The organism is Bacteroidia bacterium (genome assembly GCA_040880525.1).
GTDB lineage: Bacteria > Bacteroidota > Bacteroidia > CAILMK01 > JBBDIG01 > JBBDIG01.
Genome location: JBBDIG010000034.1, coordinates 81,048 through 93,250, shown reverse-complemented (window position 1 = coordinate 93,250; position 12,203 = coordinate 81,048). Strand labels below are relative to the sequence as shown.

Annotated in this window: 12 protein-coding genes; 3 read left to right on the top strand and 9 right to left on the bottom strand. The window is 44.4% G+C overall.

What is annotated here, in order from left to right; genetic code table 11:
* Positions 1 to 57: 57 nt before the first annotated feature.
* From pstA to WD077_09985, 5 genes are all read right to left on the bottom strand, one after another.
* Positions 58 to 915 carry a phosphate ABC transporter permease PstA gene (gene pstA / locus WD077_10005; protein ID MEX0967562.1) on the bottom strand — a complete coding sequence of 286 codons (858 nt, stop codon included), beginning with the start codon at positions 913 to 915 and terminating at the stop codon, positions 58 to 60.
* A complete protein-coding gene (pstC, locus tag WD077_10000) occupies positions 908 to 1,783 on the bottom strand; it encodes a phosphate ABC transporter permease subunit PstC (GenBank protein MEX0967561.1) in 876 nt (291 codons plus the stop codon). Before pstC ends, pstA begins: the two co-directional genes overlap by 8 nt.
* A 15-nt stretch (positions 1,784 to 1,798) precedes the next feature.
* Positions 1,799 to 2,863 carry a PstS family phosphate ABC transporter substrate-binding protein gene (locus WD077_09995; GenBank protein ID MEX0967560.1) on the bottom strand — a complete coding sequence of 355 codons (1,065 nt, stop codon included), beginning with the start codon at positions 2,861 to 2,863 and terminating at the stop codon, positions 1,799 to 1,801.
* 280 nt (positions 2,864 to 3,143) lie between these two features.
* On the bottom strand, positions 3,144 to 4,409 hold the full coding sequence (locus WD077_09990; GenBank protein ID MEX0967559.1) for an adenylosuccinate synthase: 1,266 nt from the start codon (positions 4,407 to 4,409) through the stop codon (positions 3,144 to 3,146).
* Between the two features lie 132 nt (positions 4,410 to 4,541).
* Positions 4,542 to 5,111, bottom strand: a complete 570-nt coding sequence (locus WD077_09985; protein ID MEX0967558.1) for a type 1 glutamine amidotransferase domain-containing protein — start codon at positions 5,109 to 5,111, stop codon at positions 4,542 to 4,544.
* Between the two features lie 544 nt (positions 5,112 to 5,655).
* Here WD077_09985 and WD077_09980 point away from each other — a divergent pair.
* Positions 5,656 to 5,946 carry a DUF721 domain-containing protein gene (locus WD077_09980; protein MEX0967557.1) on the top strand — a complete coding sequence of 97 codons (291 nt, stop codon included), beginning with the start codon at positions 5,656 to 5,658 and terminating at the stop codon, positions 5,944 to 5,946.
* Between the two features lie 3 nt (positions 5,947 to 5,949).
* Here WD077_09980 and WD077_09975 read toward each other — a convergent pair whose 3' ends face one another.
* From WD077_09975 to WD077_09960, 4 genes are all read right to left on the bottom strand, one after another.
* Positions 5,950 to 6,462, bottom strand: coding sequence for a DUF2480 family protein (locus WD077_09975; GenBank protein MEX0967556.1), 513 nt, complete (start codon positions 6,460 to 6,462; stop codon positions 5,950 to 5,952).
* Between the two features lie 102 nt (positions 6,463 to 6,564).
* Complete coding sequence (locus tag WD077_09970) at positions 6,565 to 8,670, bottom strand: peptidylprolyl isomerase (protein MEX0967555.1); 2,106 nt, start codon at positions 8,668 to 8,670, stop codon at positions 6,565 to 6,567.
* Positions 8,671 to 8,699: 29 nt separating this feature from the next.
* The gene (locus WD077_09965; protein ID MEX0967554.1) at positions 8,700 to 9,647 is read right to left on the bottom strand and encodes a hypothetical protein; all 948 of its coding nucleotides are present in this window, start codon (positions 9,645 to 9,647) and stop codon (positions 8,700 to 8,702) included.
* Between the two features lie 102 nt (positions 9,648 to 9,749).
* Positions 9,750 to 10,169 (bottom strand): nucleoside-diphosphate kinase, encoded by a 420-nt coding sequence (locus WD077_09960; GenBank protein MEX0967553.1) that lies wholly within the window; start codon positions 10,167 to 10,169, stop codon positions 9,750 to 9,752.
* A 316-nt stretch (positions 10,170 to 10,485) separates the two neighbouring features.
* On the opposite strand from WD077_09960, the gene WD077_09955 reads away from it, so the two are divergent.
* On the top strand, positions 10,486 to 11,130 hold the full coding sequence (locus WD077_09955; protein MEX0967552.1) for a carotenoid biosynthesis protein: 645 nt from the start codon (positions 10,486 to 10,488) through the stop codon (positions 11,128 to 11,130).
* Between the two features lies 1 nt (position 11,131).
* A complete protein-coding gene (locus WD077_09950; protein ID MEX0967551.1) occupies positions 11,132 to 12,202 on the top strand; it encodes an endonuclease/exonuclease/phosphatase family protein in 1,071 nt (356 codons plus the stop codon).
* The last annotated feature ends 1 nt before the right edge of the window (position 12,203 follow it).

Genomic DNA, 12,203 nt, shown 5'->3' with positions numbered 1-12,203 from the left:
TTTTCATCCATGTTTTTTACGTTGTGGGTTGTCTTATTTTTATCGTTCATAACCCCGTTACCATTTGAGCTTGTTTTGATGCCGGTTCCTTAAGTAGATCGCCACACCATTCATAAAGAAGGTGAGGGCCAGCAAAACGATAATAGCTGCGGCAGCATTGGTGGAAAATGCCTGCTGAGGGCGAGTTACCCAATTAAATATTTGTATGGGCAGAACGGTGAATTCATCCAGCGGATGTTCAGGCAGGTACGGAACATACGTCAAAGCACCAATTACGATGAGCGGAGCCGTTTCTCCTACTGCACGCGAAAGCGCAAGGATCACCCCGGTGAGTATTCCTCCGAACGATGCCGGAATTACCTGATGCCATATAGTTTGCCATTTACTGGCTCCCATAGCATAAGAGGCTTCGCGCAATGATTTGGGTACAGCCTTCAATGCTTCCCTGGTGGAAACTATCACAATGGGCAAAATGAGCAGCGCCAGCGTAAGCGATCCTGTTAACACACTTGGGCCGAGACCAAAAAGCCGGGAGAAAATTTCCAATCCCAGAAGTCCGTAAATAATGGAAGGCACCCCGGCCAGGTTGGCAATATTGATCTCAAGCAGAGAAGTCAGCCAATTTTTTTTGCCGTATTCTTCCAGATGTATTCCTGCGGCCACACCGAGTGGAAAGGTAATAAATGCGGTGAGCACCATGATCCAGATGCTTCCCACCCATGCCGGAAGAATACCGGCATCTTCTGCTTTGCGCGATGGGAGGCTGGTGAGAAATCCAATGTCAAGGGCTTGGACCCCGTCTACTACGATATCCAGGATAAAAACCAGCAATACCAGCAAGCCCAAGAAGGTGCAGAAAAGGCCCACATAGCGGAATAGGTTGTCCTTAAATCGGTTTAATTTAATATTACTCATAAACCTCCCGGAATTTTCTTCTCAACCAAAAGCTGATATTATTCAGAATAAAAGTGAGTACAAAAAGCGCCATTCCTGCCGCAAAGATGGTCCTGTATTCCACCGATCCATGCGGTACGTCTCCCAGGCTCACCTGCACAATATAAGCAGTAATGGTTTCCACAGGAACGAGTGGATTCAGGGTGAGGCGAGGTTGCTGGCCGGCAGCAATGGCCACGATCATGGTTTCGCCAATAGCCCGCGAAACAGCAAGAATTACCGAAGCGATTATGCCTGATGAAGCTGCAGGAACCACCACCTTCAGTGCGGTTTGCAAACGGGTGGAACCCAGCGCCAGAGCCCCTTCCCTGAGATAACGGGGAACAGAATACATAGCATCCTCACTCAGGGAAGAAATGAGCGGAATGATCATTATGCCCATCACAATGCCGGGTGAGAGTGCATTAAAACCTGAAAGATTGGGGATAAAAGTTTGAAGCAAAGGAGTAACAAACAGCAACGCAAAGTATCCGTACACTACCGTGGGGACAGCGGCAAGCAGTTCGAGCATTGGCTTTACCGTCTGGCGAAATTTGCTGGAAGCGTATTCATTGAGATAAATAGCAATGGCAAGCCCGATGGGTAAAGCCACAGAAATGGCGATGAACGTAGTGAGCAACGTGCCGGAAAGCAGCGGCAATATGCCAAAATGTTTTTGTGTAAATAGCGGAGTCCACTGTGTATCGGTTAAAAAATCGAGGATAGGTACTTCACCAAAAAACTGCACAGTTTCAAAGATCAGCACCCATATAATGCCGAGCGTGGTAAGAATGGTAACAAAGCTGCTGAACCACAGCAGCTTTTCAATAACCTTCTCCTTTATCTTCATACCTGACTATGAGGTCTATTGAATGGTATCAGCCGGTGATTGGGCAGGTTCCGGTTCCTTCTGGTTTCCATGGTCTTCCCTGAGCAGATCTGCTATATTAACCCCTACAATATCTCCCTGGAACACTGATCCTGTAATTCGCTTTTCAAATCTTTCTGCTATCAGATCATAAGCATCATCAGGCAAGGCAATATATCCTACCTCGTTGCTCAGTTCGCCTGCAATGCTGATATAGAAATTTACAAAATCATTTACTTCAGGGCGTTCGGCAGCACTCTTTCTTACATAAATATAAATGGGCCTGGCAAGAGGCTGATAGGTTCCATCCTTCACCGTTTCTATCGTTGGAGTAATGGGTCCGGTTCCATTCGTAGGATCCTCGTCATCCACCGGGATAAGTTTCAGCTTATTGCTGTTTTCCTCAAAATAAGCAATCCCGAAAAAGCCGAGTGCATATTTGTCAGTGGACACACCCTGCACCAAAACATTGTCATCTTCACTTGCCGTAAAATCTCCCCGGCTGGCACCGCTTTTCCCTACAATTGCTTCTGTAAAATAATCGAAAGTACCGGAAGCTACGCCAGGTCCATACAAGTGGATCTCCTCATCCGGCCATTCGGGCCGTATCTGGTTCCAGCGCTTAATCGTTTTCTGAGCTTCTGGTTCCCATATTCTTTTCAATTCTTCTACAGTAAAGTAATCTACCCAGTCATTCTCAGGATTAACAATTACTGCGAGGCCGTCAAATGCAACGGGTATTTCAATGTACTCAATACCTTCTGCCTTAGCATCGTTCTCCTCACTTTCTTTGATGGGACGGGATGCATTAGTGATGTCTATTTCACCCCGTGAGAATTTTTGAAACCCTCCGCCTGTGCCTGAAATTCCTACCGTTACCTTTACATCACGTTGCTCTGCACGGTATTCTTCAGCCACGGCCTCAGAGATAGGATATACGGTACTGGATCCATCAATCGTGATGGAACCTTCGAGTTTGCCATCAGAATTTCCCCCGCCCCCATTGCAGCCTGCAACAATTAATAATGAAGTCAATGGGAGTAAAAAAGATAAAATTTTCATGTTCGTTTTTCGCTTTGTGATAATATTAAGATTCGAGAGAATGATTTTTTAGATTAAAATTTGATTTCAGGACCCACATACCGGAGGAAGTGCGATTCGCAGTAGATTCAAGAGTTTGAGTTCTATCCTCGAAATCCAGTTTTTTTAATTAAAATCATAAATGGTCCGGTTAGATTTACTCCATAAATATTTTGTTGAAAATATTGGGCGAACATTCCAAAAGATTTTGCTGGAAAAGACAAATTTCCTGTTACCAAATTGTTAAGAACTGAGGAGATATTCATCGCACGCCAAATAGATCTGCTCCCAAAGTTTGTTCTCTTCCTGGTCCGGTTGAAACTATTTGTATGGGTTGGTTCAGCAATTCTTCTATTTTGGCAATGTAGCTCCGGGCATTGGCAGGCATCGAATCCAATGACTGCGTATTCACAATATCTTCATTCCAGGGTTCACAAGGTAATAGTTCAGGAGACAGGTCCTCATTTTCAGGATGATAACCGGGTGCACCATTTTGTGAATAGGAAGTACAGATATTCAGGTTGCCGGTTGCAGAGAGAACATCCAGTTTGGTAATGGCCAACTGATCCGCGCCATTCAGCATAATAGCATATTTAAGTGCCGGAATGTCAAGCCATCCACAGCGTCTGGGTCGGCCCGTTGTGCTACCAAATTCATTTCCTGCTTTTTGAATCTGCTGCCCGGCTTCTCCGTGCAATTCTGTGGGAAAAGGTCCGCTGCCTACGCGGGTGGTATATGCCTTAAAAACGCCCAGTACACTCCCGATATGCCGGGGAGCTATTCCCAAACCGGTACAGGCTGCGGCAGAAATTGTATTGGAAGAGGTAACGTAGGGAACAGTGCCAAAGTCCACATCCAGCAAAGTGCCCTGGGCACCTTCGGCCAAAATGCTTTTGCCCTGGTTATTCCAGTTGTTTAGCAGCACCTCTGTATCATCAAGGTTCAGTTTTCTCAGGAAGGAAATTGCATTCATCCATTCTTCCTCCGCATCGCGAAGTTCGATTCCCAGCGTTGGCATCAGTTTCAGATGCCGCTCTTTGAGTTTATTGTAGATAGAATCAAAAGCTGGCGAGGCTAACGCGCCAACGTTTATGCCTACCCTGGCGGCTTTGTCCTGATAGGTGGGTCCGATACCTTTAAGCGTGGAGCCTATTTTCAGATCCCCTTTCTGAGTTTCATACGCAGCATCAAGAAACCGGTGCGTAGGGATTATAAGCTGAGCCTTTTTGCTCACCACCATTTTCGAGGCTGCATCTATTCCCTGCACACTGAGCGATTCCACTTCCTTCATCAAAACCACGGGGTCTATTACCACCCCGTTCCCAATTACGTTCAAGGTGTGATCATGAATGATCCCGGAAGGGATGGTATGAAGAATGAATTTACGTCCTTTTACGACTATGGTATGGCCGGCATTTGGGCCGCCCTGAAAGCGGGCAACTACATCATAATGCGGACTAAGCAGATCCACGATCTTTCCTTTGCCTTCATCACCCCACTGCAATCCCACTATTACATCAACAGGCATATTTGTGTCTGTTACTAAAATTTTAAAGACTGCAAATTAACCCAGAATATCCCACTTGTACTCCTATTCACAGGTAACAAAATGAGGAAGGATGAGCTGAAATGCCTATTCCGCATTTTTGTGTGGGATAAATTAAACTGTCTTCTGGCCTTCATGCTTTCCTTCACGGAATTCTTCCAGCATCTTATTATTGAATGCAGGAATGTCATCAGGATTGCGGCTTGTTACCATGCCCTGATCCACCACCACTTCTTCATCCACCCAGTTTACTCCGGCATTTTTCAGGTCCGTCCGGATAGATGGATAGGATGTCATCTTTCGTCCTGTCAATGCACCGGTTTCAATTAAAGTCCAGGGACCATGACAGATGGCTGCGATCGGCTTGCCGCTCTTAAAGAATGACCTTACGAAGTTTACCGCCTTTTGGTTCTGACGAAGCTTATCAGGATTCATAACTCCTCCTGGCAGCAACAAGGCGTGGTATTCTTCAGGATCTGCGCTGTCCAGAGCAAGGTCTACTTTAAACTCATCGCCCCAGTTGTCTTTATCCCAGGCTTTTACTTTTCCGTCTTTTGGAGAGATAATATGAGTGATAGCTCCTGCGCTATCCAGCGCCTGCCGGGGTTCGGTGAGCTCTACCTGTTCAAAGCCATTTTCTACCAAAATGGCTACTTTTCTGTTGTTTAAAATTTTGTCGCTCATGTGTTTCCCGTAATTTATTTGGTTCAAAATCAAAGAAAAATTTAACGCATCATGATGGCCTTTGTTTAGAAAATCAGAAGCTGTGTCCGGATCTGATATAAAACTCTTGAGAGCAAAGGAAAATGAGTGTAGAAATAGCACTTTCCTACAACTAACCGAAGACGCGTTTAACAAGGATTCTTCTTTTTCTGCCCTGTGAAAAAGATTTTTGGTGCATCACCGGGTTTATCCACAGGCAATTCCGGACTGCTAAGCATTATTTTTCAGGAAATGGTCGGCATGGGCTGTCTTTTCTTGCAAAGGAGATGTGCGCTATTGGTTTTGCTGAATATCTTTATTACATTTGCTCTGGTTTTTCCACATAGCCGGGCATGTTAGAATTTTCCCTTTTCCATGATAGTGCTTAAGTTTTCCCCGTGCCCGGCTTTTTTTCCCCCTCCTTTTCAAGACTCTCCCACCTCATTCTGAAGGTATCTAATAATAAGAGTCGTTATTTTCCCCACACACCCGGAACCCGGTTGTCTTATTTGTAGAATTTAGAAATATGAGAGGAACTGATCCTTTACCCCTGAAACATGTAATAGATAAGTTGCTGGATACCTATAAGCTCAGAGGAAAGCTGAGTGAACTTCAGCTAAAAGATTCGTGGGTTCAGATTGTGGGAAAAGTGATTGCCGGCCATACCACGGACCTGCAAATAAAGAATGGAAAACTCATCATCAGCCTGGATTCTCCGGTGATGCGGCAGGAACTGAGCTACATGAAGGAAAAGGTGAGAATACGACTGAACCAGGAGCTTGGCCGGAATGTCATTCAGGAAATCATTTTCAGATGAATACTATTGTTTCGGCTTTTTATAGACCGGTACAGTAGAGCAAGGCTCGCCATACATTATGCTCTTTGCATAGGGTTGCAATAGCCAGGTAGCAGTAAGATAGGCGCTGGCAGGAATCTCTTTCTCTCCACATCCTTTTACGACCACACGTTTATCCCGGAATTCTTCAGGATCCGTTTGAGCTAATCTGCGGTCCATTAAAATACTCAACACCTCCTGCTTGTTTCCAAAGTGAACTGAAGCTGCAGATGGCCGCAGGTATGAAGTAATTAACATATAAGCCCATACCGGAATAATGGCATCTGCAGAACTAAAGATCCCTACATGTTTTGCGGTGTAATGATCCCAATCGCTTTCACTAAGTGCCTGACGAAAATCCTTCTCTTTCAGAATTAAGCCCTGAAACAGGAATTCAGCCAGGTCTATCTCTACAATTTCTTCATTTGGGTAATACTCACTCAGATCGAACGTGAGGATTCCGCTGCTTGCTACTCTGTTGATTATTTCGTTCGCCATTTGTCGTCTTAATTTTGATCCTGCCAGAAACAAGAAATGCTGTGACCGGCACAGCATTTCAAGATATATACTGCCGGAAATAAATGCCGGCTTCTTATTGACTTAATAGAATTTATAGCGGTAATCTTTTATGTCCGCTTTATCCTCCAATGCCTCCATTATCTGGAATTGGGAGCGCCCTTCGCGATCAGAGAGGATGGCTGTTTTTGGCTGTTGCAGATCTTCGGGAACCTGCTCGTTCTGGAATTCCCTTACGACCACCTGAAATACAGCATTTTGTCCTTTTATAGGATACGATAGCAAACCGGGGCTGAGGCCAAAAACTGCTCCAATCACCTTGGGTTCATCTCCAATTTGCGGTAAGGCCCTTGCTGAAAATTGTACCTGATTAGCTTGTTTTACCTGCGTGTTCAATCTTTCAGCGACATCCTCCAGGGTGCTGGCCCCTTCGTTCGCTTCTTTAATCCGGGCAGCAAGCATTTCCCTTTTCTTTTCGGCACGTGCTTCCAGTTCAACCTCTTCTCTTACATCATCCAGCTCGGCCGTACCTTCTTCCGTCACTGCGCTAATCTTAGCCACTACCAACCTGTCATTCAAATCAATAACATCTGAAACATCGCCTTCTTCGCCTTCGTAAGCCCACTTTATTAAGGGTCTCGGATTTTGAATGCCTACAAGTGTTGCATCCTGCGGACCCACGTTCTCTAATGTTCTTTTATTTAAATTGCTTGCAGCCGCAGCCTCTGAAAAATCATTTTTCTGCTCTACACTTGCCCGGAATGTATTGGCTTTTCGGAATACCTTATCCTTTGTTCCTCCGCTGTAAGTAATAGGTCGCTCTACAACGGCAAGGCGAAACATCGTTTCTTCAGGATCTTCTGTGATATGGATAATGTGCGCCCCGAAACTTGTTTTTGCAACTATCATGTCCCCTTTACTGCCTTCCATCACCGCATCATTGAATGGTTTTACCATAGAATTTTCGGCAAACCAACCTAAGTCTCCGCCCTTTGCAGCATTGCTCTGATCATCACTATGTTGACGGGCCATTTCGGCAAAATCGGCTCCTTCCCGGATTTGTTTCAGAATATCTCTTGCTTCCTGCATGGCCCGTGCTGTATCCTCATCTGCATTACCTTCAGGCTGAATCAGGATATGACTTGCTTTATAAAGGCTGGCTGTATCTTCTTTTTCAGCTAATACTTTAACCAGGATCAGGTTTCCTCCTTCGTAATAAGGACCGATAACATCTCCGCTATCCGCATCCAAAACGTCTTGAACATAAAGTTCATTGATGGCATTCAGCTTTTTGTACCCGGTATCAAATGGGAGATCAGTATTTCTCACTACAAACATCGAATCCTTGGAAGTTCTTTTAAACAGTCGTTTACGGTTTTCAATATCGTTTACTGCGCTGACCGAATCTTCCGGGGTTGGACGCAGATCGAAGGCTACATATTCAAGAGTTCGCTTCTTTTCCTGCTCATACCTTTTTTTATGTTTTTCAAAATATGCACGCAGTTCCTCATCACTTAGTTCTACGGCCGTATCAGCAATCGAACTCAGTGGCAGGGAGATATAATCAAAAGAAGCTGTTTTAGCTTCACTGATACCCCGGTGCTGTGCCTCTATATCAGTCACAAACTGACTGCGTTTGATCAACTCAAAGTACTTTCTGCGCTTCCGGTCATCCACCAGAAAATCCTCGTATTTGTACCAGTTATTCCTTACCTCGGGTTCAAATGTGCTCAGGTTCTGTATAAAGTAAATAAGTCGGTCCCGTTCAAATTGATTTGTTTCGGGATTTGTAAAACTCTGGATAATATCCTGGGAGGGTTGCTGAATGGTGATATATTCTAATTCATCGGTAGAAATATCAAGGCCAATACGGCTGTATTCCTTGCCAATCGTATTTTCCTGAACAAGCTGTTGCCATGTCTGGTCTCTTACCTGAGCTTCTTCTTCGGGCGTGAGAGAAGTGCGCTGCACCCTTTGCTTAAATCCTTCGAGATTTTCATTGTATTTATTCGCGAAAAGGTTGTAGTCAATTTCCTCATCTCCTATTACCCCGATGCTTCTGTCGGAGGTATCCTGAAAGAGAAGTGGATTATTCTGTAGCGCATCTCCCACAATAAATGCAAAGAGTGCTACCATGATAATGATTATTACTAAACCGAAATTTTTTCGGATTGTGCTAATTGCAGCCATTTATTTTAACTCTGAAATTTTTGAGGAAATTATTTGATCTCTATTGATTGCTTGCCCAGAAGATACCCTTCCGTGTAAAGCTCAATGGTATAGGTGCCTTCAGTAAACGCATTGCCTTTGTCGAAATAAATGCAATAGTTCTGTGGCTTATTGTTGTAGTAAATTTCTTTTTTGGTGGAGTATAATGCCTGATCTCCGTCAAGCTCAAAGGTGCCGGAACCGAGCGACTCTGCATGGATAGTGCTTCCCTCAGAATCAATTACTTTCATAAATACATCCCGGTACCCTTCTTCAGCTACTAAGTTCTCGCCTATACTAAAACAGGTTTTAATCTGGTCAATATGCTTAGCTCTGTAGGTTTCCTTTTCTTTTCCGCTGCCCTTTAGTCTTATTCCTGCGATATCCAGCGCCTCCACCTGAAGCATTGAACCCAACGACAACTTATTCTCCAGGCGCACATTCACATCCTTGATTTTATCTGATTCCAACTTTACTGTCTTCACAGTTTCCTTGAGACCTGTGTTTTCTTCTGTAAGCATGGTGTTCGCTTTGGAAAGAGAATCAATTTGCCCTGTATATTTCTTGATGTAATATCTCAACACCTCAATATCTTTTTGGGCTTTCTGGTAATTACTGAGGGTGATTTGTTTTTCACGAAGAACTTGCCGGATCTCCTCTGCCTGCCGCTCAATTTCAGCGGTTTTTACAGCAACCATCGAATCCAGTTCTGCGTTTTGGCCCCGGTATTCCAGGAGTTGATCTTCAAGATCCGCAAGTTGATTTTCCAGGTCTACCCTCAGCTCCTGCGACTCTACTAGTGCTTCAGCCGTTTCTTGCCGTTCCTGGCTGCTTCTGTATAGCATAAAACCAATGACGCCATTGATCGCAATAAGCAATACGATCAGGCCAATTAAAATGGAGCGGTTTCTCTTTTCCTTCCTTTGCTGTTCCGGGTATTTTCCCTCTTCTTTTTCCATATAATGTTACTGCTGCTGGGAACTTTAATGTGCGAAATTAATGAATTTAGCTCTCAACTACTATAATGCCACTCCTGCCTCGTATGAGACACTTTATATATATTAATATCTTTCGAGTGATGAGAAGAAAAATGACGCCTCACCTGTAGCATTTTCATCTGAATCAGATCCATGTACTGCATTGGATTCAATAGACTTTGCATATTTTTTACGAATCGTTCCTACTTCAGCCCGTGCCGGATCAGTGGCGCCAATGAGTTTCCGGAAATCTTCAACCGCATTTTCTTTTTTCAGGATTGCGGCCACAATGGGAGCTGAAGACATGTATTTCACCAGGCTCTGGTAAAAGGGCCTTTCTTTATGGACTTCATAAAACTCGCCTGCCCTGACTGCGCTGAGAGAAGTCAGTTTCATCGCAATAATTTGAAATCCGGCCTTACTGAGCATCTCTAAAATTCCGCCTGTATTGCCGTCCTTCACTGCATCAGGTTTTATCATCGTGAGGGTGATGTTGCTCATAATTTCTGCTGTTTTTTTGAGTGCAAAGGTATATCTTAAACCAGGGAAAATCTTTTCAATTTCCGCTCTATAATCATTGGAATATTTTAGATAAGCCCATTGTTTTATCGGGGCTTTCCGTGGCAATCCTGGCTTAGTTCCATTTTACTCTTCCTGTTCTGTTGTTGCTTAGTTTTGCTCTTGTCATTTTATGTGGTGCAGTAAATTCATTGATATCCCGCCAGCAGCTTCATTACAAGCTGATATTAAACCCGGAAAAATATTTTTACTCCCTTAGATAACACACCTGACCAACGTCAGAAACCCACAAAATAAACATTTGGAAAAGCATAAAAATATAAGGCGGATTACCGGTTATATCCTTGCGGTACTCTATGCGGTGGGTTTTGCCGGATTGCAAGTTCCATTTTTGCAGCCTTTGTTCCTGAAACTGGTGCCAGTCATCCTTATCATCTCACTGCTGGCCATATTGTTTTTCCAGGTTTGGACGCCAAACTTCATCACCTTTCTCATTACCGTATACGTGGCCGGGTTTGGCATTGAGGTTTTGGGGGTGAACACCGGTTGGATTTTTGGCAATTACATTTATGGCGAAAACCTCGGCTTGCAATTTCTCAATGTGCCGCTGATCTTAGGCGTGAACTGGATATTAATGACTTATGGTGCCGGGGTCCTCAGCAACAGGATTCCGGTGCATTGGTTGGTAAAATGCCTCACTGGCGCCATTATGATGACCGGAACAGATGCGCTGATGGAGCCGGTTGCAATGAAGTACGATTTCTGGTACTGGGAAAATCAGTTGATCCCGGTGCAGAATTTTGTTGCCTGGTTTATTATATCCTTCATCTTCATGGTTTTATTTTTCAAACTCCGCTTTCATAAACATAATAGAATTGCAGCCTGGCTGTTTATTCTTCTATTTCTCTTTTTCCTGGCTTTTAATCTTAAATATCTTTTCTCCTAAAATGAAATGTTGGTCATCTATTGTTTTCTGCATTTTTTTTATTTCAGCTTGCGGAACGCTGCGCAAGCCCGCAGCAGAGCCGGAAGAACAATTCATACTGCACCAAAAAAGGGTGGTATCTTATAATGTTGAAAATCTCTTTGATACCCTGAATGCACCCAGGAAATCGGATGGCGCTTTTACACCGGGCAGTGACCATAACTGGAATACAAAGCGCTACCAAGCGAAGCTGGAGAAGTTGGCTGATGTGATTTCCTGGTCTGGGGAGGAAGTTCCGATATTGCTGATCGGGCTTGCGGAAGTGGAAAACCAGGAAGTGGTTGAGGACTTGTTGAAAACCGGAAGCCTCGCTACCCGGCCTTTTGCTCTGATCCATGAGGAATCTCCTGATAACCGCGGTATTGACGTGGCTCTGGCCTATGACAGTACGCTGTTCCGTAGCCTTGCACATCAGGCGATAGAGGTAAGGTTTCCTTTTGACCCGGATAAAAATACACGGGATATACTTTATGTAAAAGGCATTGTAAACGAACTCGATACGCTACACATTTTTGTGAACCACTGGCCAAGCCGGTGGGGTGGAGAAGAAGCAAGCCGGCCAAGAAGGATAAGAGCAGCAGAAGTTCTTCGACTGAAACTGGATTCGCTGTTCGCTATTAATGCAGAAACACAGATTATCATTATGGGAGATTTTAATGATGAGCCCACTGACCACAGTCTGTATGCAACTTTAAAAGCAACCGGGCAGGATGAATGGCTGTCAGCGGCCTCTCTTTATAACTTCATGTATCCTCTGCAGCAACAGGGCCTGGGAAGCTATAACTACCGGGGAAACTGGAATATGCTGGATCAGATTATTGTTTCAGGAATATTGAAAAGCAACAGCGACAGCACCGCTATCCGGGCAACGAAGGCCGGAGTCTTCAGCAGAAAGGAAATGATGTATGGCAGCGATTCAACGAACCTGCGGCCCAACCGTACTTATGGAGGATCAAAATACTTCGGAGGCTACAGTGACCATTTGCCGGTTTATCTGGATATTGAGATCAGGCAGCGAAGAGATGCAGAATGAA

Excerpts from the sequence above, each read along its gene's own strand:
- WD077_09965 (MEX0967554.1), bottom strand. The coding sequence starts at position 9,647 with ATGGAAAAAGAAGAGGGAAAATACCCGGAACAGCAAAGGAAGGAAAAG.
- WD077_09985 (MEX0967558.1), bottom strand. The coding sequence starts at position 5,111 with ATGAGCGACAAAATTTTAAACAACAGAAAAGTAGCCATTTTGGTAGAA.
- WD077_09980 (MEX0967557.1), top strand. The coding sequence starts at position 5,656 with ATGAGAGGAACTGATCCTTTACCCCTGAAACATGTAATAGATAAGTTG.
- pstC (MEX0967561.1), bottom strand. The coding sequence starts at position 1,783 with ATGAAGATAAAGGAGAAGGTTATTGAAAAGCTGCTGTGGTTCAGCAGC.
- pstA (MEX0967562.1), bottom strand. The coding sequence starts at position 915 with ATGAGTAATATTAAATTAAACCGATTTAAGGACAACCTATTCCGCTAT.
- WD077_09990 (MEX0967559.1), bottom strand. The coding sequence starts at position 4,409 with ATGCCTGTTGATGTAATAGTGGGATTGCAGTGGGGTGATGAAGGCAAA.
- WD077_09995 (MEX0967560.1), bottom strand. The coding sequence starts at position 2,863 with ATGAAAATTTTATCTTTTTTACTCCCATTGACTTCATTATTAATTGTT.
- WD077_09950 (MEX0967551.1), top strand. The coding sequence starts at position 11,132 with ATGAAATGTTGGTCATCTATTGTTTTCTGCATTTTTTTTATTTCAGCT.
- WD077_09970 (MEX0967555.1), bottom strand. The coding sequence starts at position 8,670 with ATGGCTGCAATTAGCACAATCCGAAAAAATTTCGGTTTAGTAATAATC.
- WD077_09975 (MEX0967556.1), bottom strand. The coding sequence starts at position 6,462 with ATGGCGAACGAAATAATCAACAGAGTAGCAAGCAGCGGAATCCTCACG.